This window comes from Nonomuraea sp. KM90, from assembly GCF_052246675.1.
In the GTDB taxonomy this organism is placed as follows: Bacteria; Actinomycetota; Actinomycetes; order Streptosporangiales; family Streptosporangiaceae; genus Nonomuraea.
This window is the reverse complement of sequence record NZ_JBQQCB010000020.1, coordinates 43,660-70,624: the sequence shown is the minus strand read 5'-3', so window position 1 is coordinate 70,624 and position 26,965 is coordinate 43,660. Positions and strand designations below refer to the sequence as shown.

Genomic DNA, 26,965 nt, shown 5'->3' with positions numbered 1-26,965 from the left:
GTGGCGGACGTGGTTGAACGCACCCCGGCCGAACGGCACATCTATCCGCGCACGGTGAGATTCGGCGACGTCGACTCTCAAGGGCACGTGAACAACGTGCGCTTCCTCGACTACCTCGAGGACGCTCGCTTCGGCATGTTCCACATCGATCCGTACAACGCGGGCGACGAGCCGTTCAAGGGCCTGGTGGTGACCCGCCACGAGATCGACTACCGCCGCCCGCTCGGCTTCCGCGCCCACCCCGTACGCGTCGAGACCTGGGTGACGGAGATCAGGTCGGTCCGGTTCACGCTGCGCTACGAGATCCGCGACGACGAGGCGGTTTACGTGACCGCCATGTCCGTCCTGGCCGCCTACGACGTCGATCGGGCGGCCCCCCGCCGGCTCACCGAGACCGAACTGGCCTACCTCAAGCGCTACGCGGAATGAAACGCTGGCTGATGCTGGCGCTGGGCGTCAACGCCCACGCCGGTGTCACCTTAGGCCTGTTCGGCCTGCCGCTGGTCATGCCGGAAATTGAGCGACATTTCGGTGTTTCCTTGGTCGTGGCCGGGATCATGGCGAACGCCCCGGCCCTGGGGGTCATGGTCGCTCTCGTCGCCTGGGGCGCGCTGGCCGACCGGCACGGCGAGCGCCTGATCCTGGGTGTGGGCGTGGGGCTGGCGGCCGTCCTGTTCGCCTCGGTGGCGTTCGTGGAGCGGGCCTGGGCGGTGGTCGTGTTGCTCGCCCTGGCCGGCGCGGCGGGCTCGGCCGCGATGGTCGGCGGCGGCCGGATCGTGCTGCGCTGGTTCGAGCCGCCCGAGCGCGGCGTCGCCATGGGCGTGCGGCAGGTCTCCTTCACCCTCGGCATGGCCGTCGGCGCCTTCGCGCTGCCGCCGGTCGCGCTGGCGTACGGCCTGCCCGGCGTGCTGATCGTCTGCGCCTGCGTGAGCCTGCTGGCCGCCGTGCTGGCCGGGCTCTTCCTGGCCGAGCCGCCGCGCGCGCTCTCCGGGTCCGCCGCGGCGGCGACCGGCTCGCCGTACCGGCAGCCCGCGTTGTGGCGGGTGCACGCCACCAGCGCGCTGCACGTCGTGCCGCAGGTCGTGGTCAGCACGTACGGCGTGAACTGCCTGGTCAGGACCTACGGCTGGGACGGTGTCGGCGCCGGGCAGCTCTTCGGGGTGGCGGCGATCGGCGGGGCCGCCGTGCGCGTCGCGGTCGGGCGCTGGTCCGACCGGACGGGCCTGCGCATGCGGCCCCTGCTGCTGCTCACCCTCGGCAGCGTGGCGGTGCTCGCGCTGCTGATCACCGGCACGCTCACCCGCACCTGGCTCGGGCCCGCCATGCTCGCGCTGGCCGCGGTGACGACCGTGGCCGGCAACGGGCTCGCCTACCTCGCGGCGGGCGAGCTCGCCGGTCCCTCCTGGGCGGGTCGCGTGCTCGGCACCCACAACACCGTCCAGAACGTCGTCTCCCTGGCCGTCACGCCGCTGGCCGGAGTGCTGATCACCAGCACCGGGTTCTGGGCGGCCTTCGCGGCGGGGCTGGCGTGCGCGCTGATCTCGCTGCCCGTCATCCCCTTCCGCGGTGAGAGCGCCGCCGGGCTATGACGCGCGCCGCAGCCACACCGCCGTGTCGGGCGGCAGCAGCCCCCTCTTGAGCGGCCCGCTCGACAGGATCACCTCGTCGTGCTCGGGCAGGTGTACCGGGCCCATGCCGCAGTTGATCGCGCAGATCAGCGGCCCGCGGTAGAAGAAAAGCGCTCCCTCGGGAGAGTCCATCCACTCCAGCGTGTAAGGAATGGATCGGGCCAGGTCACGGCGGCAGGCCAGGGCCCGGCGGTAGAACTCCAGCGTCGAGTCGGCGACCCCCTCCTGCTTCTCGACGCTCAGCTCCGCGAACGTGTCCGGCTGCGGCAGCCACGGCTCCGCCCCGCCCGCCGAGAACCCGTGGGAGGGCGGGTCCACCGTCCACGGGATCGGCACCCGGCACCCGTCACGCCCCGGCAGCTTGCCCTTCGACTGGAAGAAGACCGGGTCCTGCCGGGCCTCGTCCGGCAGGTCGGTCACCTCGGGCAGCCCCAGCTCCTCGCCCTGGTAGAGGTAGGCCGAGCCGGGCAGGGCCAGCATGGTCAGCACCGCCGCCCTGGCCCGCGCCAGGCCCGTGCCGGGGTCGGCCGTGCCGTAGCGGGTGCGGTGGCGTACGACGTCGTGGTTGGACAGCACCCACGTGGCGAACGGCACCGTGGACAGCGTGTCGTCGATCACCTGCTTGAACGCCGTCGGCGACCACGGCGCCTGCAGCCAGGCGAAGTTGAAGCTCTGGTGCAGCTCGTCGGGCCGCACGTAACGGGCGAGGTCCTCGGGACTGTCGGTCCACACCTCGCCCACGGCCATCCGCTCGCCCGGATAGCTGTCCAGCAGCCGCCGCCAGTCGCGGTAGACGCCGTGCACCTCCGGCTGCCCCCACACCGGCGAGACCGCCTTGAACGACTGGTCGCCCACGTCGGGCAGTCCCTCCGCCTTGTACAGGCCCATCGCCACGTCGATGCGGAACCCGTCGACGCCCCGGTCCAGCCAGAACCGCAGCACGTCCAGGAACTCCGCGTGCACCTCGGGGTTGCGCCAGTTGAAGTCGGGCTGTCCCGGTGCGAACAGGTGCAGGTAGTACTGCCCGTCCGCCACCTGCGTCCAGGCCGGGCCGCTGAAGGTGGACTGCCAGTTGTTGGTCGTGTCGCGGAAGATGTACCGGTCGCGGTGCTCGCCCCGCAGCGCCGCCTGGAACCAGGGGTGCTCGGACGAGCTGTGGTTGGGCACGACGTCCACGATCACCCGCAGCTCGTGCCGGTGCGCGTCGGCGACCAGCGCCTCGAAGTCCGCGAGGGTGCCGAACAGCGGGTCCACGCCGCGATAGTCGGCCACGTCGTAGCCGCCGTCGGTCATGGGGGAGGGGTAGAACGGGGTCAGCCAGATCGCGTCGACGCCCAGCTGCTGGAGGTAGGGGAGGCGCTCGCGCACTCCGGTCAGGTCGCCGACGCCGTCTCCGGAGGCGTCGGCGAAGCTGCGAACGTAGATCTCGTAGACGACTGCATCACGCCACCAGGGGATATCCATGTGGCGTGTCATGCCCCGTTACGCGGGAGAGTTCACCAGGCTGTGGGCGGCGTAGACCAGATAGTCCCAAAGCTTGGTCGCCTGGTCCTCCGGCAGATCGAGGGAGTCGACCGCGTCACGCATGTGGCGCAGCCAGGCGTCCCGCTCGGGCTCGCCGATCACGAACGGCATGTGCCGCATGCGCAGCCTCGGGTGGCCGCGCTGCTGGCTGTAGTCGTTGGGGCCGCCCCAGTATTGGATCAGGAAGCCCCGCAGCCGCTTCTCGGCGCCCGTCAGATCGGGCTCCGGGTAGAGCGGCCGTAGGAGCGGGTCTTCCGCGACCCCCTCGTAGAAGCGATGCACGAGGCGCCGGAAAGTCTCCTCGCCCCCGACGGCGTCGTAGAAGGAGGTCTCTGTCACGGTCCTAGCCTATGCGGTGGCGACCATGGGGATGCCCGCGGTGTCGAGCGCCGACTTGACCCTGAGCCTGAGCTCCCTGGACACCTCGGCCTGCGCGGCGGGCAGCGTCTTGGCGGAGATGCGGAACACCAGCGAGCTGTCGGACAGCTGCTCGACGCCGAAGACCTGCGGCGGCTCCACGATCTTGCTCTCGCGCAGCTCGGGGTCGGCCCAGATCTCCTCCGCCACGTGCTCCAGCAGCACGCGCACGCCGACCACGTCGGCGTCGTAGGCCACCGGGACGTCCATGTACGACCGCGACCAGCCCTGCGACTCGTTGCCCACCCGGGTGATCGTGCCGTTGCGGACGTACCAGACGCGGCCGTCCACGTCGCGCAGCCGGGTGACGCGCAGGGTGACCGCCTCCACCGTGCCGACCGCGGCGCCCGCGTCGATCACGTCGCCCACGCCGTACTGGTCCTCCAGCAGCATGAACATGCCGGCGATGAAGTCCTTGACCAGTTCCTGAGCGCCGAAGCCGATGGCCACGCCCAGGATGCCCACGCTCGTCAGCAGGGGCGCGATGGGGACCGTCAGCCGGTCGAGCACGGTCAGCACCGCGGTGCCCAGGATGACGATCGAGGCGATGTGCTTGAGCACCGACCCCATCGTCTCCGCGCGCTGCTTGCGCCGCTCGTGCAGGAGCGCGTCGATCCCGTCCGTCGCGGCGTTCTTGCGGAAGCGACTGGTGATCGAAGCTCCCGTCGCCGCCCGGTTGACCACTCTCGTGATGACCCGGTGCGCGATGTTGCGGAGCACGAACGCGAGCACGAGTATCAGGACGACGACGACCACCATGGCCGCCAGCGGTGCCCAGCCTGCGTTGTCGAACATCCCCGCAAGACTAGAGCAAACCGGGTCGTCCTGGCAGGTCACGGCCACTTGTGAGGTCATTTTGTCGATATCGGGCAAAATCGACGGAGACGCGGGTGGTGGCGATGGCGTCACCAGCAGTAACACTATGGTGGATCCCCCTCCGGAAGCGGTTCGGCCGGCTCTTTGGACCGATTCGATCCAAAAATACCGCCGACTGAACCGCCCGCCGTCACATCACGCCGGGGAAGACGGGGTCGCCGGCTCTCTGGGCCGCGGAGGGAGAGAGACGGCGCTCCGATGACGGACGGCTCGGTCCGGGACACGCACCCGGAAGCATGTCCCGTGCCGGTTCCGGGAGGGATCCCCCGAACACCCGCCCGGCGCACCGGGCGGGCGGCTTCGCGCGTACGGCGCGCGGCGCCGTACGTCTTGGGTGTTGTGGCGGGCCGGAACCGGCGGAGTGACCAGGGCTCCCGCATTCGGGAAACCCTCCGCACCGGTCACTCCGCCGGCTCCCAGGAGCCGCCGCGGGGTGCGGTGAGCCGTGGTGGCTGCGCTCCACCCGGTTCACCGCGTCGTCACTCCCCCACGGCGGCGAGCACGCGGGCGACCTTCGTCGCCGCACCGGCCGGGTCGTCGGCCGTGTGCATCCGTTCGCCCCAGGACCAGCAGTACCACCAGTCCGGCATGTCGGAGACGGCTGCCGGCCGACAGGTGACGTTCTCGGACAGGCTTGTCGCGTTCGGGTTGATGACCCGGACGAACCTGCGCCCGCTCTGGGTCTGGACCACACGTGCGAGCAGCCCGCGAGCGCCGAGTTCGGCCACGAGGCGCTCCAGGTGCTCGAAGTTGTCGTCCCCCACCGTTCGTCCCTCCCTTGGGAATCGTTGCTGGTGGGCCAAAGATGTCCCATGTCAAGGGTCGGCGCAACGAGCCGTTCTGCTCACGGGGAGTCGCTTCTCACCTCATGGGTTGTAAGAAACAGTCCCGGGGAGGACGATCCTTAACCGTAGGCTTGCTACACGCGTTTCCAATCCCGCCGTCATTGCTTCATAGTCTTGGGGTAGGCGCACAGCAACTTGAGGGCTACGCTGAGTCACCAGTTGCGGACCGGTCGAGACATGCGTGAGAGGGGCCGGGATGTCCGGCAGACAGCACAGGGAGACGGAGATCGCCCGGCGGATCAGGGCCAGGGGCCTGGCCGCCGGGCGCACGTCGGCTCAGATAGCTGATGAGATCCATGAGGCGTGCACGGGCCTGTTCAGCACGACCCGCATCAAGGCGCATCGCCTGTCGTACGGGATCGCGCTGGCCGACGTCATCGAGCAGGTGCGCGCCCTGTTCGAGCGCGACGCGAAACCGATGCCCGGCATCGGTGAGACGCTGCTGTCCGCCTACGAGAGCGGGCTCAAGCGTCCTGGCCCCGAATACCTGCACTATCTGTGCACGGTCTACCGCGTCGAGCCGGTCGCGCTCGGCTACGACGCGCCGTGCATCTGCGGCCACGGTCACCGGATGCCCGGCCTGCTGGCCCCCGACGTCAAGGAGCGGGCGCAGCTGCCCACCGAGCGGGAGCTGCAGATCGAGCCCATGGAGACCGAGCCCGACGCGGAGGAGGACGAGAACATCCTCCGGAGGACGCTATTAAATCTCCTCAACACCGACAGCAACGCAACTGGGCAGATCGACGGGCCGGTGCTCGGAGCGTGCGAGGGCATCAGGCGCCGGATGGACGAGACGCTGGTCTCGGCCACCGTGTCGGCCGCGATGCTCGACCAGTGGGAGGAGGCCACCGTCAGTTTCGGCCGCCAGTACACGACGACGGCCCCGCTGCGGCTGCTGTGCGACGTGCTGCTGGAGCTGAGCGCCGTACGCACGGCGATGTCCCGCCGCCAGCCCATCGACCTGCAGGAACGCCTGTGCAGGATGGCCGCCCAGCTGTCCGGCCTGAGCGGCATGATCCTGATCAACCTGGGCGACCACCGGCTGGCGCGGTCGTTCTTCCGCACCGGCCGCACGGCCGCCGACGAGACCGGCGACCGCGCGCTGCGCGCGTGGATCTGCGCCCGCGAGTCGCTCGTCCCCCTCTACTTCGGCGACGCGCGCGAGGCGCTCAACCTGGCCAAGAAGAGCCGCGACCTGGCCGGCTCCACCCCGTGCCCGGCGCAGGCGATGGCACCGGTCGTCGAGGCCAGGGCGCTGGCCATGATGTCCGGTGTGGACAGCAAGAAGGAGGTCGTCGACCAGGCCAAGCGCGCTCTGGCGCGGGCCAGGAACGCCTTCTCCCACATGAAGACCGAGGAGCAGGAGGACGTGGCCTTCGGCTACACCGAGAAGCAGCTCTACTTCTACCAGGGCGACGTGCTCACCAAGCTCGGCCAGACGATCGAGGCGGAGGTGGTGCTCGACCAGGCGCTGGACAAGTACGAAGACCACATCCTCGACCAGACGCTGATCAGGCTCGACCAGGCGCAGTGCAAGCTGCTCGACGGCGACGTCGGCGAGGCGGTGGCCATCGGCACGAAGGCCCTGAGCCTGGTGGGCGACGAATATCTGACCGACCTCATCGTGCGGCCCGCGCTGGCGCTCGAACAGGCCATCATCTCGCGGGACGCGCAGGCTCCAGGACTGCCGGGCTATCAGGCCGCGCTGCGGCGGCCCAAGCAGCCCACGTGAAAGGGAGGGTGGATGAAGCTGAAGATCAGACGCTATCGCTGGTCCGACCTCGACACCATCCTCGCACTCCACCGGATCGCCCTCGCGAAAGTGGGCCTGGTCCCCGGTGACGGCGTCTACTACGACGACGACTTCCCGCGGATCCAGGAGATCTATCTGGCCTGCGGCGGCGACTTCCTGGTGGGCGAGGTGGGTTCGCGGGTCGTGGCCATGGGCGGGCTGAAACCCGTCGACACCGACACGGCCGAGATGTGCCGGTTGCGGGTCCACCCCGAATACCAGCGGCGCGGGTTCGGCTCGGCCATGCTCGTGGCATTGGAGCGGCGCGCGGTCGAGCTCGGCTTCCACTGCGTCAGGGGTGACACCACCCTCAACCAGGAGGCCGCGTTGTCGTTGTACGAGCGCCAGGGATGGCGTGAGCTCTCCAGGGAGCGAGTAGGCGACCTGACCGTCGTCTACATAGAGAAACGCCTGATCCCGCCTGCGGTCCTGGAACTCTAGACCGCACTCACCCAAGCGGCCCCACACCCCCTCCTGGGGCCCGCCACCCGCAGCCACCCCCCGGACCCTTCGGCGTGACCGCACCGCCGACACTCTCCGTGACGCTCGCCGATCGCCGAATTCCCCCGAGCGATATGTGCGACCGGTCCCTTATCGGCTTCCACGGATAAGGATGTACGAACCCGCGGGTGAGGCTCTTACCACCTAGGTGTAGACAAGCATCACCGGCTGCGCCCTGTACATCTACGGCTGCGAATAGTAGTGCCATGCTTTTCTCATGACAGGCATGCCCGCTCCCCGCCCCCTTCTGGGAGCCGTGCTTCTGTTGTTCGTCAGCGCCGCTTGGGGGTCGGCGTTCCCGCTGATGAAAGATCTCATTCTCCGGTTACCGGTTGAGGACCTGCTCGCCGAGCGCTATCTCCTTGCCGCGCTCACGCTGCTCCTCATCAAGCCGGGCTGCCTTCGGGGGCTGTCGCGGGGCACGTGGATCAACGGGGCCGTACTCGGGGTGATGTTCGGGATCGGGCAGGCGGCCCAGGCCGTCGCGCTCGACAGCCTGCCGTCGGCGGTGTCGGGGTTCGCCGTCGGGTGCAGCGTGATGATCACGCCCATCCTGTCGCTGGCGCTGTTCCGGCAGCGGGTGCCGCGGCGGATCTGGGCCGGGGTCGTGCTCGCGCTGGCCGGCATGACCGTGTTCACGTTGCTGCGTGGTGTGGAGGACCACGAGATCTCGGTGCTCGCGCTCGGCGTCACGCTCACCGCCGCCGCCCTCTACTCCGGCCACACGCTGCTCCTGGCACACCTGTCCAAGCGTCCCTCCGGCTTTCCCGCGTACGCGCTGACCGTGATCCAGCTCTCCACCATCGGCATCCTCACGGGAGGGGTCGCGGTGCGGGACGGGGTGTCGCTGCCGGCGAGCGTGCCGGACTGGCTGATCCTGGCGCATCTCTCCGTGGTGTCGTGCGCGCTGGGGTTCCTGGCCCGCTCCTACGGCCAGGCGCACGTGCCGGCCGTGCCGAGCCAGATCCTCATGTCCTCGCAACCGCTCTGGGTCGCCGCGATCGCGGTGATCTGGTTCCACGAGCAGATGGGCTGGAGCCTGGTCGTGGGCGGCGCGCTGATGGCCGGGGCGATGCTGCTCGCCCTGCCGGCCGGGGGCGCCGCTCAGGGAAAGGTACGCGGCCGCCGTGACCTGCTGGCCATCGCGACCCGGGCGCTGGCCGACCAGCGGGTCAAGCGGGCTGATCCGCTGCGGCTCCAAGGCGGCGCTCCGCCGTTCATCGACCGGAACGCCTGCGTGGACGCCGAGTCGTGCCCGTGGCAGACCCGCTCGCTCAAGGGGGGTGCGGAGCCCAGCCTGGAGCGGCTGATCGAGCGGGCCACCATCATCGTGCGCGCGAAGAACCTGCCCGGGCCCGGGTGCTGCCAGTCGGTCACCCTGCTCGGCCGGTGCCTGTGCGACTTGATGGAGGAAACCGGGCAGGCGCATACCACACGATTGCACCGTTGGTTTCGGTCCTAATAGGTTAGATATACCATTCAAAAGGCAAGTGCTTTTTATCCATTAGCCTCCCACTTATTCACGATAAACCTTGATATTCGGTGGGGTGACCCAATAATGGGTAATTAGCCCCGAGTGGAGAGGTATGTCATGAAGCGCATCGTAGTCCGCAAGCCTGGAACCGCGAGGCTGGCTGGGACCTCCAGCGTCATTCACAAGGGGTGACTGAGGAGAGGTCCCACCTCAGGGTCCAGGGCGAACCACCCGCCCGAACGGGGGCCGCGCGGCTGCTGGCGCCGTTGATCGACGCACATCGCCGGCCGCGTGGCCCCTACACCGTCGCCGCCGCTCTGCTGCGGAACCTGGTGCCGCCGGCGCTGGAGCGGTCGGCGGAGCTGGTGGCGGCCCACGACATCGAGATCCTGGCGGCGGCGCCCGAGCTGGCCGGGCTCGTACCGGCCGGGCGGGTCACGATCGAGGCCGGGCTGTCCGACGAGGAGCGCATCCTGGTCCCCGCGCCCCGCCGGACGTTACGGCTGGCCAACGGGCTCGCGGAGTTCGTCCGCGACGCCGTGCCCCCTGGGCGGGCGATCGCCGTGTGCAACGGCGACGCGGCCGACCCGACGGACACCGAGCTGCTCGACGTCATGATGCGGCGGATCCCGCCCGCCACGCTGGCGATCACGGTGTACTCCGGCGGCCCCGAGCCCGCACCCGACGCCCGGGACGCGGACGAGTTGTGGGCGGTCGTCGATCGGTGCATGCGGGAGGGCTTCCTGCACGCCGTGGCGGAGCTGGGGGAGCGGGGTATGGCGCGTACCGAGCCGGGTTCCGCCCGCTGGTGGCGCTTCGCCCAGCGCACCGCCACCGCGCTCGGCGGGCTCGGGCGCACGGCCGAGGCCCGCGAGGTCTGGGACCGGGTACGCCAGGGCAGCCAGGACCCGGCCATGCACGCCGCGGCCGCGTACGGCACCGCCATGCTCGACGCCCGCCATCCCGACCCCGCCCGCCGCGACCTGACCAGGGCCCGAGCCTGGATCAACGAGGCGATCGCCATCTCCACCCTCCTGCCCGACCCGGCCGAACGGGCGTTCAAGCTCGGCTTCGACCGCAACGGACTGGCGCTGATCGAGCTGCGGCACGGCCGGCTCGGGGCGGCGCTGTCGCTGGTGGAGTCGGCCATCGAGCTGGCCGGTGAGCTGGGGGAGCGGCACCCGGTGCACCGGATGGTGCTGCTGGCCAACCGGGCCCAGCTCCTGGCGGCGCTAGGGCACACCAAGGAGGCGCTGGAGGACTACGGGGCGGCGATCGGGATCGATCCGGCATTTCCCGACTACTACCTGGAACGTGGCAATCTCCTGTTCCGGCTCGGGCGGCACGAGGAGGCGCTGGCCGACTTCGAGCGCGCCATGCGGGCCGGGCCGCCGCTGCCGGAGGCCCACTACAACCGGGCGGAGCTGTGCACGGTGCGGGGCGACGTCGATGCCGCCCTCGACGACCTGGGGCGGGTCATCGAGCTGGACCCCGGCTACCTGGACGCCTACATCAACCGCGCCGGGCTGCTGGCCGCCTCGGACCGGGACGCCGAGGCCAGGGCCGACGTGGAGGCCGGGCTGGCCCTGGCGCCCGGCAACCCGCACCTGCTCACGGTGCTGGGCCAGCTCGAGACGTCGGCGGGCCGGTACGACGCGGCGGAGGCGGCCCTGAACCTGGCCGTGGACCGGGCGCCCGCGCTCGCGTCGGCCTGGGGGAACCGGGGGGTGCTGCGCTACGCCATGGGCGACCTGGAGGGTTCGGTCGCCGACCTCACCCGCGCCATCGACCTCCAGCCCCAGCCCGACCTGTACGCCAACCGCGCCGTAGCCCTCCGCGCCCTGGGCCGCCACCCCGAAGCCGACGCCGACGACCACCACGCCACCCACCTCCCCTGACCCCCAACCGCCCCTCGCCCCGCCCTGTGCCGTCCCAGCCCCGACCGCGCCGCTCACCGCCCCACCCCCGTCGGCCCCGCCCCGCGTCGGCCCCGCCCCGCGTCGGTTCCGCCCCGCGTCGGCCCCCGCTGTCCCGTGCCGGGCCGGGCCGCTCCGCCTTGGGGGCCTGGCCCGCGTCGGGCTGGTGGTTGTCCCGGTCGGGGCGGCGTGGGGGCGGGGGCGGTGGGAGCATTGGGGGCATGAGGGGGCGAATGGGGCGCGCGGCCGTGGTGTGTGCGGCCTTGGGGGTGTGGTGGTGGGCCACCGTGCGGCTGGCCTGGTCGGGTGTCGGGTGTCAGGAGTGGGGTTGCCTGGTGCCGGCCGTCGGCGTGGTCGTGGTGATCAGCCTGGCCCTGCTCGCCGGGATCGCGTTCGCCCTGGAGCGGGTCGGCGTCCGGCCGGGGCGGCGGGTGGCGCTGGTGGCGGCCGGGATGCTGGTGGTGTTCAGGGCGGCCGGTGAGTCGCTGCCCTCCTCGACGTCGTCACTCGCGCACGCGGCCGTGGCGGGCGCGGCGTTCGCGGTGGCGGGGGCGCTGGGGGCGTTCGTGACGGAGGCCGGGGTGGCGCGACGGTGGCGGGTGGCGGCGTGGCTCGGGGTCGCCGCCCTGGTGCCGGTCGCATTTGTCGCCTCCTTGACGAGGTACGGCCTCTGACCCCGTCCCGCGGTCAGGTCGCGGATCCCGTACGGGGCCGCAGCAGGGTCTTGCCGGTGACCGTGCGCGCCTCGATGGCCGCGTGCGCCTCGGCCGCCGACTCCAGCGGGTAGGTGGCCCCGATCACCGGCCGCAGGCGCCCGCGAGCGGCCAGCTCCAGGGCCTGCCTGGACAGCTCACGCAGGTCCGTCGAAGGCCAGCCCACCGCCGTCACGCGGGCATCGGGGGTGGTCATGGGCCCGCCCGCCATCCCGTACACGCTCAACCGCCCCCCGTCCTTCAGCAACCCCTGGGCCGCCGCGCCGATCTCGCCGCCCACCCCGTCGAAGACCACGTCCAGACCGCCCGTGGCCGCCCGCACGACGTCGGTCCAGCCCGGGTCGGTGTAGTCCACGGTCAGCTCGGCGCCGAGGCCCGCGGCCAGGTCGCGCTTGGCCACGCTGCTCGCCGCCCCGATCACGCGCGCCCCCGCGTCCCGGGCGAGCTGCACGAGGAGGCTGCCCACGCCGCCCCCGGCCGCCTCCACCAGCACCCACTCTCCCGCCCGGGGCGCGGCGGCCGCGGAAAGCCCCACCGCCGTACGCCCGTCGGCGAGCAGGGCCACCGCGACCTCGGCCGACAACCCCTCGGGGATCGGGATGAGGTCGCCGGCCCCGGCCACGGCCAGCTCCGCGTACCCGCCGTGGCCGCCCAGCGTGCTGACCACCCGCGTGCCCTCGAGCGCGGGGTCCACGCCGTCGCCGACGGCGGAGACCGTACCGGCGACGCCGTTGCCCAGGATCGCGGGCAGCGATGCGCGCCGCGGCCCCCGATCGGCCCGTATCTGCGTCTCCACGAACGTGATGCCGGCCACCTCCACCTCCACGAGCACCTGCCCGGCCCCGGGAACGGGATCCGGCACCTCCTCCGCGACCAGAGCCTCGGGCCCTCCGTACCGCCTCAGCACCACCGCACGCATGCCACACCTCACTTCAATCGGAGCGATCTGCTCCGGAAGTGTATCGGAGCGATGCGCTCCGGAATATCCTGGACGGCATGAGCACACGCGGCAGGCAGGCCGAGGCGGCACGCAACGATCTGCGCCTGCTGCGGGCGGCGCACGAGGTGTTCACCACGCAGGGGTTCGACGCGCCCGTGTCGGCCATCGCCAAGCAGGCCGGCGTGGGCATGGGGAGCCTCTACCGGCGCTACCGCACCAAGGAGGAGCTGCTCCAGCGCCTGTGCCTGATCGCGATGGAGCGGGCCGTGGAGGCCGCCGAGGCCGGGCTGGCGCAGGACGATCCGTGGGAGGGCCTGGCGCTCTACGTACGCACCTGCGTGGCCAACAGGTCGGGCGCGCTGGCGCCGGTCGCGGGCACGATCGAGGTCACCGGCGAGATGTGGCGCACCGCGAGGAGGGGCGACGAGGTCGCCGAGCGGCTCGTGGCCAGGGCGCACGAGGCGGGCGTGCTCAGGAGCGACGTGACCGTGCTGGACATCTCGCTGCTCATGGAGCAGTTCAGCCGCCCGGCCCCCGGGCCGCCCGGCGAGGAGCACGAGCACGTCAAGCAGCGTCTGCTCGCCATCGCCCTCGACGGCCTGCGCGCCCCGGGCGCGACCGAGCTGCCGGGCGAACCGCCGAGCCCGGAGTGGTACGAAGGGCGCTGGGGGAGTGCTCCGTAGGGTCTACGGTTGGACGCGTGGGCTTCAATGAGCTGCTCGACAACCTTGATCACAGTGCCAGCGCCCAGGCGGCGGGCATCAGGCGCGGCTATGGCGGGCCGCCCGCCCGTACGGTGAGTGTCAGATCCGGCCTGACCCGGCTGCGCTGCGCCTCCCTGCTGAAGCCCCTGTACGCGTGGGTGAGCGCGCCCCGCATCCCCGACGCCGAGCGGTGGCGCCGCCACGCCGAGCCGGCCGTGGTCGTCTCCTCCAACACCGACACGCTCAACCTGTGGCTCGCCGTCGGCCCCCGCGTCATCCTCGACGACCTCCGCGAGCGCACCGGCGTGGCCTGGGCGCCGCCGAACGGCGACCCCTCCCGCTTCGGCTCCGTCGAGGTCTCGGCCGACGAGGTGGCCGCCGCCTACGCGGTGCTCGCCCAGGCGGCGGTCACGGGCGATCCGGTGGCCGAGACCGTGCTCGGGTGGATGGGGCAGGTGGAGGACTCGCAGGCGTTCGGCGCCCGCCGGGCCCTGCGCTCGCCGAAGGCGAGGATCAAGTGCGGCTGGTACGGCGCGCCCGACGAGACCTGCCTGCGCACGCATGCCGTGGCCGTCCTGCCGCACGGCGGCACCAAGGTCGGCGTGGTCGTCGCGATGACCGCGGTGCCCTACACCGGCGGCCACGAGCGCGAGGTCTACCGCGACCGGGTGAACAAGGGGCTGCCGGTGGAGGCCGAGCACGAGAAGGTGGCGGGCGCGCTGCTGCGCGGGCTGATGACGACGACGCTGGCGGAGCTGGGGCGCCCATGAGGCTCACGGTCCTGGGCGGGTGCGGCGCCTGGCCGGCGGCCGGGCAGGCGTGCAGCGGTTACCTCGTCGAGGAGGAGGGCTTCCGGGTCTTCATCGACCCCGGCTACGCCACCCTGCCCCGGCTCCTGGAGCTCATGGGAGCCGCCGACGTGGACGCGGTCCTGGTCACCCACGGTCACCCCGACCACTGCGCCGACCTCAACCCGCTCCTGCGGGCCCGCGTGCTGGCCGACGAGCCCGCGCCGCCGCTGCCCGTCCACGCGCCGCCGGGCGCGCTCGAAGCGGTCCTGGCCCTGGACAAGCCGCGCATGCTGGCCGCCGGCCTGGCCCACCACGACCTGGTGCCCGGCAGGCCGGTCGAGCTCGGCCCCTTCCGGCTGGACACCTTCGACCTGCCGCACCACGTGCCGAACGCCGGGCTGCGGCTGACCGGCGCGGGCGGCCGGGTGATCGCCTACACCGGCGACACCGGGCCCTCCGGCGAGCTCCTCGCCCTGGCGAAGGGCGCGGACCTGCTGGTGGCCGAGGCGACCTACCCCGAACACGTCCCCGACGAGGACGCCCCCTACCTCTCCAGCGCCCGCGACGCCGGCCGCACGTCGGCGTCGGCCGGGGCCGGGCGGCTGCTGCTCACGCACCTGTGGCCCGACACCCCGCCCGAGCCCGCGCTCGCGGCGGCGGCCGCGTCCTACGGGGGCGAGCTGTCGGTCGCGGCCGCCGGCGTCACCGTGGATCTTCCGTGAGCCGCGCGACGACCTTCGCCAGCTCCGGGGGCTGGACGCCCTCAGGCAGCTCCTCGGCCCAGACATAGCCACGGAAGGCGGCCCGTTCCTCCGCCGTCAGCTCCCCGGGGTGCGCCTCCGGGCGGGCCTCGGCGAACCTGGCCAGGTAGAAGGGCTCCCGCTTCACGTAGCGGACCCCGAGCCAGCGGAAGTCGCGTTCGACCTCGACGAAGCGGTCCACCACGGCCGAGCCGGGCAGGCCGGTCTCCTCGGTCAGCTCCCGCCTGGCGGCCTCCAGCGGGGTCTCGCCGGGATCGATCCCGCCGCCCGGGGGCTCCCAGACGTCCGTGCGGGCGATCGCGTCGTACCAGTGCATCAGCAGCACCCGGCCGTCGCGGTCCAGGCAGACCACGCGCGCGGCTGGACGGTCGCTGCTCTCCTCGACGGCGTTCATCGAGGAGAACGCTACTCCCGGAGGGCGTCGGGGTAAGGGGTCAGGTACGTCTGGTCCCGTACGTACGCGGCGGACTCCCCGCGCGCGTGATGGCGCATCAGCCGCACGGGCACGTCCAGCGGCACCAGGCCCGCCCGGTAGGAGTCGATGACCTCCACCAGGTCGGCCCGCCGCGCTGGGTCCAGCGCGAGCATGCCCAGGCAGTGCTGCAGCACGTTGACGTTCCGGCCCGTGGTGGTCCTGGCGGTCATCGTGCGCCCGAACACCTCGGCGTAGTCGGCGGCCACCTCCTCGCGCGGCCGCGCGCCGGCGCCGGCCACCACGCGGCCCGCCTCCCGGTAGAGCGCGGGGTCGTGGGCGAGCAGCTGCATCTTGTGGCGGGCGTGGAAGGCGACGAGGTCGCGTGGCCGCCAGTCGCCGTCGAGGAACGTACGCAGCCTGGCGTGCGCGAACACCCGCTCCACGAAGTCCGCGCGCAGCCGGGGGTCGCGCAGCCGGCCCTCGTCCTCCACGGGCAGCAGCGGGTGCCGCTCCATGACGATCCCGGCGAACAGGCCCCGGTTGCGCTGGTCGACGCCGTCGTTCCCGTGGCGGGGGACGCCGTGGATGCCGCAGGTGGGGGTCTTGGCCTTGAACACGTACCCGTCGATGTCGAGCTGGGCGGCGCGCCTGTCGGCCACCGCCGTCATGCGGCCGGTGAGGTCGACGCGCGACATCCGCGTCACCAGGCGGGGACCCTGCGCGGTGCTCACCTGCCACAGGGCCTCGCGCGGGGTGCCCAGGCCCGCCTCGACCTCGGGGCAGACGGGGAGCCAGTCGACGTACGGGGCCAGGGTCTCGGTGAGGAAGCGGTCGAGGTTGTGGCGGCCGTCGTGCCGGACGGGCCGGCCGAGCAGGCAGGAGGAGATGGCCAACCGGGGGCGCTCGGCTGGGGTGCCGGTCCTGCCGGGAGTGGCGATCACATCTCACATTGCAACGCGCCCACGGTGAGGTGGGCAACCAAGGCCAGGAAGATCACTCCAAAACGAGCGCCGCTACGCCTCGGGGGGAACGGCTTCCGCCTCGCCGAGGACCAGCGCCAGCAGCCCGGGGAACCGACCGTCGAACTCCTCGCGCCGTAGCCGGTTGAGTCGGCGAGTCCCCTCGTCACGCTGCTCCAGCAGGCCTACATTGCGCAGGACGGCGAAGTGGTGACTCAGCGTGGACTTGGCCACCGGCAGGTGGTTGAACGTGCCGCAGGCGCGCGCCCAGTCGGGGACGCCGGCCAGCTCGCGCACGATGCGGCGGCGGATCGGGTCGCCGACCGCGTCGAGGGCGGCCTGGAGCGAGACCTCGAGCGGCGAGGTGTGGCTGAGGTTGCGTGTCCTGTTCGACGGCGATCGAACATTAGGATAGTGTTCCATCTCGATCGAACATTCTACTCGGAGGGAGCGGCCGTGGACCTCGGGCGCGTCGGAGTGTGGCATCCCATGATCGGACAGGCTCCCGCCGAGGAGGGGCGGCGGGCGGCGGCCAGGATCGAGGCGCTGGGCTACGGCTCCATCTGGGTCAACGAGGGCTGGGCGAGCAAGGAGCCGTTCGCGAGCGCCGCCGTCCTGCTGGCGGCCACCGAGCGCGTCGTCTTCGGCACCGGCATCGCCAGCCTGTGGGCCAGGGACGCCATGGCCATGGCGGGTGCCGGGGTCACGCTGGCCGACGCCTTCCCGGGGCGCTTCCTGCTGGGCATCGGCGTCAGCCACAGCCCCCTGGTCAACACCCGGGGCCACGACTACGCCAAGCCGCTGACCGCCATGCGCACCTACCTCGACGCCATGGACCAGGCCGAGCAGATCCTCCCCAAGGCCGACTGCCCCCGGCTCCTGGCCGCGCTGCGGCCCAAGATGCTGGAGCTGTCGCGAGACAAGGCCGACGGCGCCCACAGCTACTTCGTGCCGCCGGAGCACACCGCCCGGGCCCGCGAGATCCTCGGCCGCGACCGGCTCCTCATCCCGGAGCAGGCGGTCGTGCTGGAGTCCGACCCGGCCCGCGCCCGCGCGATCGCCCGCACCCACATGTCCGTCTACCTGACCTTGCCCAACTACCTCAACAACCTGCGCACGCTCGGCTTCACCGACGACGACTTCGCCGACGGCGGCAGCGACCGGCTGACGGACGCCATCGTGGCCTGGGGCAGCGTCGACACCGTCGCCCAGCGCGTCCGCGACCACCTCGACGCCGGCGCCGACCACGTCGTCATCCAGCCCCTCTCCCCGGATGCCCCCGACCTCGCCGACGCCGTCGCCCAGCTCACCGACCTCGCTCCGGCCGTCGGCCTGCGGCCCGGCCCAGGGGGCGCTTGACCTGGAGCGCGCTCTAATTCGTAACGTGGAGTCATGACCACGCCACAACACAAGATCGGATCGGGCTTCGGCGCCCGGAGCACCGCGGACGACGTGCTTCACGGGATCGATCTGTCCGGGAAGCTGGCGATCGTCACCGGCGGCTACTCGGGCATCGGCCTGGAGGCCACGCGTGCGCTCACCCGTGCCGGGGCCCACGTCGTGGTCCCCGCCCGCCGCGTCGAGACCGCCGGTGCGGCGGTGCGGGGCATCGACGGGGTCGAGGTGGACGAGCTCGACCTCGGTGACCTCGACAGCGTACGCGGGTTCGCCGACCGCTTCCTCGCCACCGGACGCAGCGCCGAGATCGTCATCAACAGCGCGGGCATCATGGCCTGCCCGGAGACGCGGGTGGGGCCCGGCTGGGAGGCGCAGTTCGCCACCAACCACCTCGGGCACTACGCGCTGGTCAACCTCCTCTGGCCGGCCATCGCGCGGGGCCAGGGCCGGGTGGTGGCCGTCTCGTCCGGCGCGCACCGCCGCTCCGGCATCCGCTGGGACGACGTGCAGTTCGAGCGCGGCTACGACAAGTGGCTCGCCTACGGGCAGTCGAAGACCGCGAACGTGCTGTTCGCCGTACACCTCGACGCCCTGGCCCGCGACCTCGGAGTGCGCGCGTTCTCCCTGCACCCCGGTGGCATCCTCACGCCGCTGCAGCGCCACCTCCCCAAGGAGGAGATGGTCGCGGCCGGCTGGATCGACGAGGAGGGCAACCCCCTGGAGACGAGCTTCAAGACGCCCGAGCAGGGGGCGGCCACCATGGTGTGGGCGGCCACGTCACCGCAGTTGGACGGGATGGGCGGGGTCTACTGCGACGACTGCGACATCGCCGAGCTCTCCACCGACCCCGACTCGCTCGGCGGCGTCCGCGCCCACGCGATCGACCCACACCAGGCCGCCCGCCTCTGGGCCCTGTCAGCCGACCTCACCGGCATCAACGCCTTCCCCACCACCCACTGACCAAAGGGCCCCACGGCCCCACCGTCTCACGGCATGACGACTTCGCGGCGTGACGGCCTCGCGGTGCGGCGGTCTCGGGGTACGGCGGGCTCGGGGTGCGGCCGTCTCACGGTGCGGCGGCTGCGCCGCGTTCTGGCGCGACCGCTGGACCGCTGGACCGTTTCCACGGCTTGACGGCCTCATCGCTGCTTCATCGCTTCATCGCGCCGTCGGCGATGGCGTCAGCCGCCTCGCCGATGGCCACGCCGACGATCTCCAGGCGCCGCACCAGCTCCCGCTCCTTCATCGCCTCCGCCGTGAGCTCACCGGAGAAGATCCGCGAGATCTCGTACTGGTACATCCGCCGGATGGCCCCGCCCGCCTTCTTCGCCTCAAGGGCGTCCTGGGACACCACGGAAGAGCTGGAGGCGAGGTTGCGGACGGCGCTCTCCAGGGCGTCGATGCCGACGATGACCTGGTCGAGCAGCGGGGTGAAGCGGATCTGGTCGGGCACCCGGTAGAGGTGGGACTCGCGGACGAAGTCCCGCAGGGAGTCCAGGACGTCGTCGATCGACCTGGAGAGCCGGAAGAGGTCCTCCCGGTCGATGGGCGTGACCAGGGCCGTCTTGAGCTCGTCGATGAGGCGGGCGCGTTCCTCGTCCCCGAGGTGCTCGATCGAGCGCATCTGCTCGTGCGCCCCCGTCCTGCCGACCTCGCCGCCGATCATGGCCATGGCCAGCCACGCGCCTTCCTTGGTGGCCTCCAGCTGCCCGAGCAGGGCCTCCGAGAGCGCGCTGTCCATACGACCGGTCATGAGATCCCGGATCCGCCGCAGCCGCTTCACGACCCGACCACCCCTTTCATGACACCCTCACGCTCGCGAACCCCTTCACCAGCAGCGCGAGCCCCCACCCCAGCAGCCCGCTCACGGGAAGCGTCAGCAACCAGGCCGCGACGATCTTGCCGGCGGCGTACCAGCGAACCCGCCCGCCCCCCTGCGCCACCCCGGCCCCGATGAGCCCGCCGGCGATGGCCTGGGTCATGCTCACCGGCATGCCCGCCACCGCGCACGCCATCACGGCCGTGCCCGCGGCCAGCTCCGCCGTGACCCCGTGCGCGGGCCGGGAAACGATGATCTCGCGGCTCAGCGTACGGCCCGCCTTGGGCAGCCCGTACAGGGTGCCCACCCCGAACAGCACGGCCACCAGCACCGTGTACGCCACGGGCGCCCCGGAGAAGCCGACCGCGATCATGAACACGGCCAGCATCTTCTGCGCGTCGTTGGCCGCGTACGCGAGGGTCTGGAGCAGGAACCCCGCCCAGTGCCAGCGCCGCAACGCCCGGGAGGTGGTCGTGGCCGCCAGCACCCGGATGAGCACCCACGCCGCCAGCCCCCCGGCGAACGGCGCCGCCAGCCCGAACGCCAGCACCAGCGCCACCGACCCCGGCGAGACCGCCAGTCCCCAGCCCAGCCCCGCACCGGTGAGGCCGCCCACGATGGCCAGGGTGAGGCTGGTCGGGCGGCCCTTCGCGCTGAGCACCGCCACCACGGCGAGCGACGCGACGACCGCGATCGTCATCGCGATCTGGCCGCCCGGCTCGTCGAACGACGCCAGCCGGGTCACGAACGTCAACGCCACCTGATGCGTGACCAGCGGTACGGCCGCCACCAGCACGACGAGCGTGACGATCCCGATCGCCGGGCGGATGGTGGGCAGCTTGAGCCCGGTCGCGAGGAGGGCGCCCCCGTCGTTGACCCCGGACACCACGGCGAACAGGCAGGCGAGCACGATCAGTACGACGGCGTCCAAGGACACGCGCTCCCTCCCGCCCCGCCCGGCTGTGGCTGGACCTGCTGGACTCACCTACAAGAGACGGCCGTCACCCCGTGCCGCCACCCCCCCGACACCCATCCGTTTCACGCGCAATGCCGGATTACTACCCAAGATCGGTTGAATGATGGACACGATCCCGGGTGCGGCAGTGGAAGACCCGTCGCGGCGGGTACCCTCGACCATGGCCGCAGACCGGTACTCTGCCCAGATCAGCCATCCGGCGCCACGCAGCCCACGTCCGCGAGAGTGAAGGCATGACCAGCCCCGCCGAATACATCCTGACGCTGTCCTGTCCCGACCGGCCCGGTGTGGTGGCCGCCGTCTCCGGCCTGCTCGCCGGGCACGGGTGCAACATCATCGAGAGCCAGCAGTTCGGCGACAGGGTGGAGCAGCGCTTCTTCATGCGCGTGCAGTTCTCGGGGCCGCTGGGCGAGGACGAGCTCAACACCGCCTTCGCCGCGCTCGCGCCCGACTTCGGCATGGAGTTCAAGCTGAGCGACGTGGCCAGGAAGCCGCGAGTGCTGATCATGGTGAGCAAGTTCGACCACTGCCTGAACGACCTGCTCTACCGCGTACGCTCCAAGGCGCTGGACATCGAGATCGTCGCGGTCGTCTCCAACCACCCCGACCTGCGGCCGCTCACCCAGTCGAACGGGATCGACTACCACCACCTGCCGGTCACGCCGGAGACCAAGGCGAAGCAGGAGGCCGAGGTGCTGGCGCTGGTGGAGCACTACCAGGTGGACCTGGTGGTGCTGGCCCGTTACATGCAGGTGCTCTCGGAGGATCTCTGCGAGAAGCTGGCGGGCCGGGCCATCAACATCCACCACTCGTTCCTGCCGTCGTTCAAGGGCGCCAAGCCCTACCACCAGGCCCACAACCGCGGCGTCAAGCTCATCGGCGCGACGGCCCACTACGTCACCGCCGACCTGGACGAGGGGCCGATCATCGAGCAGGAGGTGGCCCGGGTCAACCACAGCCACTCCCCGGCGGACCTCGTGGCGATGGGGCGCGACGTGGAGTGCGTGGCGCTGGCCCGGGCGGTCAAGTGGCATGCCGAGCAGCGGGTGCTGCTCGACGGTCACAAGACGATCATCTTCCCGCGCTAGCTGTCCCCGGCGGGCCGCGGGCAGCTCCGCGTCAGGCGACGTTCCAGGCGGCCGGCAGCTCGCCCCCGCAGAAGGCGCACACGAAGTCCTCCTCCTTCACCAGGTTGATCTCCCGGCACCCGGGACACCGCCGGAACACCACCTCGTGCGTGAACCCGCCGGGATGTCCCACCCCGATCCGCTCCAGGGCCGCCTCCACCGCCGCCCAGGACGTGACGTCGGGGCAGTAGCCGGTCGACTGGTTGCTGACGGCCTCCACCGCCCAGCCCCCGTCGGCGGACCGCTCGAAGGCGATCTCGCCGGCGCTCAGCACCGGCCGGCCGCCGGCGCACGCCACGTGCTCGCTCCGGCGCGCCGCCAGCCGCAGCGTCCCGTCCAGGTCCACCACGAACGTGAACGGCTCCGCCGGCTCCTCCGGCGGCCGTCCCGCCAGCCATCCGGCCAGCTCCTCCGCCGACCGGATCACCTGCCCGGGCGGCCCTCCGGCGCCGGCCGGCGAGGCGGACCCCACGTACGGGTACCCGCCCGCCGATGAGCTCATGGCCGATAAGTCCCGAAATACCAAGGATTGCCCTCCGGGTCCGTGCAGCCGTACTCGCGGGATCCGTACGGCTGGTCCACCAGCTCCATGGTGATCGACGCCCCCGCCGCCCTGGCGTGGGCATGGTGGGCGTCGACGTCCTCGACCGCGACGTAGATGCCCGGCCCACCCGGCCTGCCCTGGCCGATCATGATGAGGTCGTCGCCGACGGCCAGCTCGGCGTGGTTGACCACGCCCTTGTCGTTCTTGGACGTTTCGTGCACCCGGAACCCGAACGCGCTGGTCAGGAAGTCGACCGCGGCCTGGCAGTCCTGGTATCGGGCGAGTGCGTACACGGTTCGTGTCATGAGGCCCACGATGCCGCGCCGGTGACGCCGGGTCTTGGACAAATCTGACCTGGCGTGGTGTCGCCCAGCGCCCGGAACTCACGGTTCATGTGGGCCTGGTCGTAGAAGCCGCATTCGGCCGCCACCTCGGCCAGGGCCGTCCCCGACCGCAGCAGGCGCAGGGCGCGCCCGAACCGGATGACCCGGGCCGCCGTCTTCGGCGGCAGCCCGATCTGGTCGTGGAAGCGGGCGACGAGATGGCGATGGCTCCAGCCCAGCGACTCGGCCAGCGACGACACGCCGAGCCTGCCGCCCGACTCCAGCAGCCGGGCCCAGGCCCACGGCAGCTCGGGACCCAGCGGCGGCCCCGCCGCGATGCGCTCGCACAGCAGCCGGTCGGCCAGCGCCAGCCGGTCCCGCCACGACGGGGTCGCGGCCAGCCGCTCCACGATCAGCTCGGACCACGGCCCGAGGAGATCTCCGACCGGCAGCACCTGGTTCGTCAGGTGCCGCATCGGCATCCCGTAGAGCCGCCTGGCCCCGAACGGCGTCAGGAAGACCTCCACGCCCTCCGTCGGCCCGGCCGTGCGGGTGACGGTGAAGCGGTCGCCGAGCCCCCCGCCGAACGCGGTCATCCGCCGCCCGCCCGCCTCCATCGGCGTGCCGAAGGCGAGGATGAGCACGGCTCCCGGCATCGCCGCCTCCGACCGGGTCACCGGCGCGGAGTAGTGCTCGCGGTAGGCGCACAGCCTGGTCACGTAGGGCCGCAGCGCAGCGCTGGGGGTGGCCTCGACCATGGCCAGCCCCAGCGTGCTCATGCCGTCGAGACTATAGGCCGGTGTGCCGCGCGAGGAACGTCAGCATGTCGGCCGACAGGTCCACCGACCGGCTGACCGAGCGCGCGCCGTGCCCGACCTCGGCCTCGTTGCGCAGCAGCACCGGCCGCTCGCCGGTGGAGGCGTGCTGCAGCGCCGCGCACATCTTCCACGCGTGCAGCGGGTGCACGCGCGTGTCGGACTGGAAGACGGTGAAGAGCGTCGCCGGGTACGGCACCGACTCCTGGACGTGGTGGTAGGGCGAGTAGCCCAGCAGCCAGCCGAACTGCTCGGGGTCGTCGGCCGAGCCGTATTCGACGTTCCAGGTGGCGCCGAGGCCGAACTTCTCGTACCTGATCATGTCGAGCAGCGGCGCGGAGCAGACCACGGCGGCGTACAGCTCGGGGCGCTGCGTCAGCGCGGCGCCCACCAGCAGGCCGCCGTTGGAGCCGCCGGAGATGCCGAGCTGGGCGGGCGTGGTCACGCCGGTGGCGATCAGGTGCTCGGCCGCCGCGTGGAAGTCGTCGAACACGTTCTGCTTGTTGGCCAGCATCCCAGCGCGGTGCCAGTCCTCGCCCTCCTCGCCGCCGCCGCGCAGGTTGGCGATGGCGTAGACGCCGCCCGCCTCCACCCAGGTCAGGATGGACGCCGAGTAGCCGGGGGTCATGGACAGGCCGAAGCCGCCGTAGCCGTACAGGATCGTGGGCCGCGGGCCCTGCGCCTCGCCGACCGGGGAGATGATCAGCATGCGGACGTCCGTGCCGTCCTTGGAGCGGTAGACCACCTGCTCGGTGCGCACCTCGGGCACCTCGACCGCGCCGGGGGAGGCCGCCCAGAGCGTGGTCTCGCCGGTCCTGGCGTCGTAGCGCTGGATGGTGGGCGGCGTGGTGTTGTCGGTGTAGCCGAACCACGCCTCGTGACCGCCCTCGGGGCGCTCCGCGATGCCGCCGATCGTGCCGAGCCCCGGGGTGGGCACCTCGCCGAGCCGCTCGCCGGTCTCCAGGTCGTGAATGGTGATCTCGCTGATCGCGTGGCGCGTCCAGCCCACCAGCATGACCGGGCGCTCCAGGTCGTCGAGGATGGCGAAGTCGGACAGCACCGCCTCCGGGTCCTCGGGGATCAGGTCGCGCCAGGTCTCGAACGACGGGTCGGCCGGGTCGGTGACGCACACCCGGGCACGGGGCGCGTCGCGGTCGGTGTGCACGTAGAGCCGGCCGTCGCGGCCGAACACCAGCCCCCGACTGCGCGTCCACGCCCTCCTGCACGACCCGCAGCTCGGGACGCTCGGCCGGGGACGTGGTCAGGTCGGCCACCCAGAGGTCGTTGCGCGGGGCGGTGCCCTCGTTGGCGGACACCTGCAGCCAGTGGCCGTCGCGTGAGACCGAGACGCCGTAGTAGTTGGTCATCTTCAGGCCCTCGCCGAAGATCATCACGTCGTCCTCGGTGGAGGTGCCGACGCGGTGCAGGTAGACGCGGCGGTGGAACTGGGTCTCGTTCTCCGGCACCTCGGTGCTCGGTAGCCGGCGTACGTAGTAGAACGCCTCCCCGCCCGGGAGCCACGCGATCGGGGAGTAGCGGCACCGGTCGATCGGCCCCTCGACCCGCGCGCCCGTGGCGACGTCGATGACGTAGAGGACCGACTCCTCGTCGCCGCCCACCGAGATCTGGTACGCCAGCAGGCGTCCCTCCTTGTCCGGCTGCACCGTGTCGAGCGTGGTCAGGCCGGACGGGTCGATCGCCATCGGGTCGATGAGGGCCCGCTCGGTGCCGTCGGGCTCGACCACGTAGTAGACGGCGTGCTCCTGGTCGGGAGTGCGACGCGAGAAGAAGTAGCGCTCACCGCGCCAGGCCGGGGCACCCACGGACCCGGACCTGAGCAGCTCCGCGATGCGGCTCTTGAACCGCTGCGGCCCGCGCTCGCTGCCGAACAACTCCGCCTGTGCGAGCAGCCATCCCTTGGTCTCGGGGCTGTCCGGGTCCTCGAGCCACCTGTAGGGGTCGGGCACGGGCGTTTCGTGCAGGATGTCGACGATGTCTTCGCGGCGTGCGGTCGGGTACGGCTCTCCTGTCATGCAGGAACCCTACTGCCAACGGGCATGCGTAAAGCGCTGGTAGAGCGGGCATAAAACGTACCGTGCGTCCCTCTGGTCATTCCGGCAGGAGGTTTTTGGGGTGGCGGGGACCACGGTGCAAACGCCAAACTTGGTGACAGGACGGTGCCGTGGTGACCATCCGCTGGGCCGTCCGGCGGAGGTCCACGTGACGGAAGCACTAGTGCCCCAGGAGGGGCCGACAGCTGGGACATGCCGCGGCATGTCCCCTTTGATACCCGCGCAGCAGGGAGAGGCCCGATGATGCGCCAAGTCCTGCTGCTCAACGCAACCTACGAGCCACTGACCACCCTCTCGCTGCACCGCGCCATCGTGCTCGTGCTGCGGGAGAAGGCCGACGTCGTGCACCGCGACGGAAGGGGCGCCGTGCTGCGCTCCGCGAGCCGCACGCTCGACGTCCCCTCGGTGATCAGGCTTCGCAGATATGTCCGCATCCCCTACCGGTCCCGCATCCCGCTGACCAGGGCGGCCCTCATGCGGCGCGACGACTACCGTTGCGCCTACTGCGGGCAGAAGGCCGAGACCATCGACCACGTCATCCCCCGGTCCAGGGGCGGCACGCACACCTGGGAAAACTGCGTCGCCTCGTGCACCACCTGCAACCACCGCAAGGCCGACAAATACCTGGAGGAGCTGGGGTGGACGCTTCGCGTCAGCCCTGCGGTGCCACGGGGCGCCCACTGGCGGCTCATCGGCGCCTCGCTCGTCGGTGACCCGCAATGGGCGCCCTACCTCGAGGCCGCGGCCTGAGAAAAGCGCATTGAGCAGGGGGCCGCTGCCTGACACCATGTGCAGGCATGTGGACCCTCACCTCAGATGTCGAGGAGTACGCCGCGGTCGCCGAGCCGTTCCTGCTCGGCGACCCGGTGCGCAACACCGTTCCGCTGACGATCCTGGCCAACCTGCGGGCGGGCATGCCCGTGAAGAGCCCCCTCTTCGGCTGGTGGACGGTGGATGGCGACGTTCGCGGGGCGGTGTTCCATACGCCGCCCCATCCCGCCGGGCTCTTCGCCGTTCCCGTCGAGGCGGTCGCGCCGCTGGTGGAGGCGCTGAAGGGCGAGCTGTCCATGTTCGTGGGGCCGGTCGAGGTGACGGCCGAGGCCACGCGGCTGCTGGGCGCGCCCGCGCGGGTGGTGTCGGAGCGGCTCTACCGCCTCGGCACGCTCACCGTCCCCGACGTCCCGGGCCTGGGCAGGCTCGCCGTTCCCGGTGACTTCCCGCTGCTGGTGAGCTGGTACCACGCGTTCGGTGACGAGGTCGGCATGGGGGAGGCCGACGACGTGGCCGAGCGGGTCGCGCAGCGGCTGGCCGGCCGCGAGCTGTTCGTGTGGGAGGAGGGCGGGGCGCCGGTGTCGCTCGCCGCCCTCTCGCCCGCGGCGGGCGGGGTCTGCCGCATCGGCCCGGTGTACACGCCGCCCTCGTGCCGGCGTCGCGGCTACGGCGCCGCCGTCACGGCCTTCGCCAGCCGGACCGGCCTGGCGGAGCGGTGCACGGAGGTGGTGCTCTTCACCGACCTGGGCAACCCGACCAGCAACGCCATCTACCAGGCGATCGGCTACGAGCCCGTGTCCGACTTCGCCCACGTCACCTACGCCCCGTAGGGACTTCCGCGCTCCGCTGCGGTTACCCTTGGCC

General features: G+C 71.7%; 28 protein-coding genes and 1 pseudogene. 15 read left to right on the top strand and 14 right to left on the bottom strand.

Annotated features, from left to right (window positions below):
- Together ACTWPW_RS22395 and ACTWPW_RS22390 are read left to right on the top strand one after the other, a co-directional pair.
- Positions 1 to 429 carry an acyl-CoA thioesterase gene (locus ACTWPW_RS22395; RefSeq protein WP_375116147.1) on the top strand — a complete coding sequence of 143 codons (429 nt, stop codon included), beginning with the start codon at positions 1 to 3 and terminating at the stop codon, positions 427 to 429.
- Positions 426 to 1,589, top strand: a complete 1,164-nt coding sequence (locus ACTWPW_RS22390; RefSeq protein ID WP_443169822.1) for an MFS transporter — start codon at positions 426 to 428, stop codon at positions 1,587 to 1,589. The genes ACTWPW_RS22395 and ACTWPW_RS22390 overlap by 4 nt, the downstream gene beginning before the upstream one ends.
- On the opposite strand, the gene ACTWPW_RS22385 is transcribed toward ACTWPW_RS22390, so the two are convergent.
- The 4 genes from ACTWPW_RS22385 to ACTWPW_RS22370 form a co-directional block, all read right to left on the bottom strand.
- Entirely contained in the window at positions 1,584 to 3,092 is a 1,509-nt protein-coding gene (locus tag ACTWPW_RS22385; RefSeq protein ID WP_375116149.1) for a glycoside hydrolase family 13 protein, read from the bottom strand. The genes ACTWPW_RS22390 and ACTWPW_RS22385 overlap by 6 nt on opposite strands.
- Before the next feature lie 18 nt (positions 3,093 to 3,110).
- Positions 3,111 to 3,491: a globin gene (locus ACTWPW_RS22380; RefSeq protein WP_443169821.1), complete on the bottom strand. Its 381-nt coding sequence runs from the start codon at positions 3,489 to 3,491 to the stop codon at positions 3,111 to 3,113.
- Between the two features lie 9 nt (positions 3,492 to 3,500).
- A complete protein-coding gene (locus ACTWPW_RS22375; protein ID WP_443169820.1) occupies positions 3,501 to 4,364 on the bottom strand; it encodes a mechanosensitive ion channel family protein in 864 nt (287 codons plus the stop codon).
- Between the two features lie 560 nt (positions 4,365 to 4,924).
- Positions 4,925 to 5,209: a hypothetical protein gene (locus ACTWPW_RS22370; protein ID WP_364127243.1), complete on the bottom strand. Its 285-nt coding sequence runs from the start codon at positions 5,207 to 5,209 to the stop codon at positions 4,925 to 4,927.
- A 277-nt stretch (positions 5,210 to 5,486) separates the two neighbouring features.
- On the opposite strand from ACTWPW_RS22370, the gene ACTWPW_RS22365 reads away from it, so the two are divergent.
- The 5 genes from ACTWPW_RS22365 (at position 5,487) to ACTWPW_RS22345 (ending at position 11,647) form a co-directional block, all read left to right on the top strand.
- On the top strand, positions 5,487 to 7,022 hold the full coding sequence (locus ACTWPW_RS22365; RefSeq protein ID WP_375116152.1) for an XRE family transcriptional regulator: 1,536 nt from the start codon (positions 5,487 to 5,489) through the stop codon (positions 7,020 to 7,022).
- A gap of 12 nt (positions 7,023 to 7,034) precedes the next feature.
- Complete coding sequence (locus ACTWPW_RS22360) at positions 7,035 to 7,523, top strand: GNAT family N-acetyltransferase (protein WP_443169819.1); 489 nt, start codon at positions 7,035 to 7,037, stop codon at positions 7,521 to 7,523.
- A gap of 316 nt (positions 7,524 to 7,839) precedes the next feature.
- Positions 7,840 to 9,045, top strand: coding sequence for a DMT family transporter (locus ACTWPW_RS22355; RefSeq protein WP_443169818.1), 1,206 nt, complete (start codon positions 7,840 to 7,842; stop codon positions 9,043 to 9,045).
- Positions 9,046 to 9,245: 200 nt separating this feature from the next.
- Positions 9,246 to 10,955, top strand: a complete 1,710-nt coding sequence (locus ACTWPW_RS22350; RefSeq protein ID WP_443169817.1) for a tetratricopeptide repeat protein — start codon at positions 9,246 to 9,248, stop codon at positions 10,953 to 10,955.
- Positions 10,956 to 11,194: 239 nt separating this feature from the next.
- A complete protein-coding gene (locus ACTWPW_RS22345; RefSeq protein WP_443169816.1) occupies positions 11,195 to 11,647 on the top strand; it encodes a hypothetical protein in 453 nt (150 codons plus the stop codon).
- A 13-nt stretch (positions 11,648 to 11,660) separates the two neighbouring features.
- Here ACTWPW_RS22345 and ACTWPW_RS22340 read toward each other — a convergent pair whose 3' ends face one another.
- Entirely contained in the window at positions 11,661 to 12,605 is a 945-nt protein-coding gene (locus ACTWPW_RS22340) for a zinc-binding dehydrogenase (protein WP_443169815.1), read from the bottom strand.
- A 77-nt stretch (positions 12,606 to 12,682) separates the two neighbouring features.
- Between ACTWPW_RS22340 and ACTWPW_RS22335 the strand changes: the two genes are divergently transcribed.
- The 3 genes from ACTWPW_RS22335 to ACTWPW_RS22325 are packed head-to-tail and all read left to right on the top strand — an operon-like array spanning position 12,683 to position 14,843.
- Positions 12,683 to 13,309, top strand: a complete 627-nt coding sequence (locus ACTWPW_RS22335; RefSeq protein ID WP_443169814.1) for a TetR/AcrR family transcriptional regulator — start codon at positions 12,683 to 12,685, stop codon at positions 13,307 to 13,309.
- Positions 13,310 to 13,326: 17 nt separating this feature from the next.
- Positions 13,327 to 14,100 (top strand): hypothetical protein, encoded by a 774-nt coding sequence (locus ACTWPW_RS22330; RefSeq protein WP_375116158.1) that lies wholly within the window; start codon positions 13,327 to 13,329, stop codon positions 14,098 to 14,100.
- Positions 14,097 to 14,843, top strand: coding sequence for an MBL fold metallo-hydrolase (locus ACTWPW_RS22325; RefSeq protein WP_443169813.1), 747 nt, complete (start codon positions 14,097 to 14,099; stop codon positions 14,841 to 14,843). Before ACTWPW_RS22330 ends, ACTWPW_RS22325 begins: the two co-directional genes overlap by 4 nt.
- Here the strand turns inward: ACTWPW_RS22325 and ACTWPW_RS22320 are convergent.
- The 3 genes from ACTWPW_RS22320 to ACTWPW_RS22310 all read right to left on the bottom strand — a co-directional run bounded on the left by ACTWPW_RS22320 (position 14,824) and on the right by ACTWPW_RS22310 (position 16,679).
- Positions 14,824 to 15,276 carry an NUDIX domain-containing protein gene (locus ACTWPW_RS22320; protein ID WP_443169812.1) on the bottom strand — a complete coding sequence of 151 codons (453 nt, stop codon included), beginning with the start codon at positions 15,274 to 15,276 and terminating at the stop codon, positions 14,824 to 14,826. The genes ACTWPW_RS22325 and ACTWPW_RS22320 overlap by 20 nt on opposite strands.
- Positions 15,277 to 15,287: 11 nt before the next feature.
- Entirely contained in the window at positions 15,288 to 16,238 is a 951-nt protein-coding gene (locus ACTWPW_RS22315; RefSeq protein WP_375116161.1) for a YbgA family protein, read from the bottom strand.
- A 72-nt stretch (positions 16,239 to 16,310) separates the two neighbouring features.
- Positions 16,311 to 16,679 carry an ArsR/SmtB family transcription factor gene (locus tag ACTWPW_RS22310; protein WP_443169811.1) on the bottom strand — a complete coding sequence of 123 codons (369 nt, stop codon included), beginning with the start codon at positions 16,677 to 16,679 and terminating at the stop codon, positions 16,311 to 16,313.
- Between ACTWPW_RS22310 and ACTWPW_RS22305 the strand changes: the two genes are divergently transcribed.
- Positions 16,671 to 17,615 (top strand): LLM class F420-dependent oxidoreductase, encoded by a 945-nt coding sequence (locus tag ACTWPW_RS22305; protein ID WP_443169810.1) that lies wholly within the window; start codon positions 16,671 to 16,673, stop codon positions 17,613 to 17,615. The genes ACTWPW_RS22310 and ACTWPW_RS22305 overlap by 9 nt on opposite strands.
- Positions 17,616 to 17,648: 33 nt before the next feature.
- Positions 17,649 to 18,614 carry an SDR family NAD(P)-dependent oxidoreductase gene (locus ACTWPW_RS22300; protein ID WP_375116164.1) on the top strand — a complete coding sequence of 322 codons (966 nt, stop codon included), beginning with the start codon at positions 17,649 to 17,651 and terminating at the stop codon, positions 18,612 to 18,614.
- 190 nt (positions 18,615 to 18,804) lie between these two features.
- Here ACTWPW_RS22300 and ACTWPW_RS22295 read toward each other — a convergent pair whose 3' ends face one another.
- Together ACTWPW_RS22295 and ACTWPW_RS22290 are read right to left on the bottom strand one after the other, a co-directional pair.
- Positions 18,805 to 19,395 (bottom strand): DUF47 domain-containing protein, encoded by a 591-nt coding sequence (locus ACTWPW_RS22295; protein ID WP_443169809.1) that lies wholly within the window; start codon positions 19,393 to 19,395, stop codon positions 18,805 to 18,807.
- 58 nt (positions 19,396 to 19,453) lie between these two features.
- Entirely contained in the window at positions 19,454 to 20,410 is a 957-nt protein-coding gene (locus ACTWPW_RS22290) for an inorganic phosphate transporter (RefSeq protein WP_375116165.1), read from the bottom strand.
- 272 nt (positions 20,411 to 20,682) lie between these two features.
- Between ACTWPW_RS22290 and purU the strand changes: the two genes are divergently transcribed.
- Complete coding sequence (gene purU, locus ACTWPW_RS22285; RefSeq protein WP_443169808.1) at positions 20,683 to 21,537, top strand: formyltetrahydrofolate deformylase; 855 nt, start codon at positions 20,683 to 20,685, stop codon at positions 21,535 to 21,537.
- A gap of 31 nt (positions 21,538 to 21,568) precedes the next feature.
- On the opposite strand, the gene ACTWPW_RS22280 is transcribed toward purU, so the two are convergent.
- From ACTWPW_RS22280 to ACTWPW_RS22265, 4 genes and pseudogenes are all read right to left on the bottom strand, one after another.
- Positions 21,569 to 22,078 carry a hypothetical protein gene (locus tag ACTWPW_RS22280; protein ID WP_375116167.1) on the bottom strand — a complete coding sequence of 170 codons (510 nt, stop codon included), beginning with the start codon at positions 22,076 to 22,078 and terminating at the stop codon, positions 21,569 to 21,571.
- Positions 22,075 to 22,425, bottom strand: coding sequence for a VOC family protein (locus tag ACTWPW_RS22275; protein ID WP_443169807.1), 351 nt, complete (start codon positions 22,423 to 22,425; stop codon positions 22,075 to 22,077). The genes ACTWPW_RS22280 and ACTWPW_RS22275 overlap by 4 nt, the downstream gene beginning before the upstream one ends.
- Positions 22,422 to 23,222 carry a helix-turn-helix domain-containing protein gene (locus ACTWPW_RS22270; RefSeq protein WP_443169806.1) on the bottom strand — a complete coding sequence of 267 codons (801 nt, stop codon included), beginning with the start codon at positions 23,220 to 23,222 and terminating at the stop codon, positions 22,422 to 22,424. The genes ACTWPW_RS22275 and ACTWPW_RS22270 overlap by 4 nt, the downstream gene beginning before the upstream one ends.
- A gap of 10 nt (positions 23,223 to 23,232) precedes the next feature.
- Positions 23,233 to 25,291, bottom strand: a pseudogene (locus tag ACTWPW_RS22265) (prolyl oligopeptidase family serine peptidase).
- Between the two features lie 282 nt (positions 25,292 to 25,573).
- Here ACTWPW_RS22265 and ACTWPW_RS22260 point away from each other — a divergent pair.
- Together ACTWPW_RS22260 and ACTWPW_RS22255 are read left to right on the top strand one after the other, a co-directional pair.
- Positions 25,574 to 26,080 carry an HNH endonuclease gene (locus ACTWPW_RS22260; protein ID WP_364127394.1) on the top strand — a complete coding sequence of 169 codons (507 nt, stop codon included), beginning with the start codon at positions 25,574 to 25,576 and terminating at the stop codon, positions 26,078 to 26,080.
- 47 nt (positions 26,081 to 26,127) lie between these two features.
- The gene (locus tag ACTWPW_RS22255; protein ID WP_375116171.1) at positions 26,128 to 26,931 is read left to right on the top strand and encodes a GNAT family N-acetyltransferase; all 804 of its coding nucleotides are present in this window, start codon (positions 26,128 to 26,130) and stop codon (positions 26,929 to 26,931) included.
- Positions 26,932 to 26,965 lie beyond the last annotated feature (34 nt).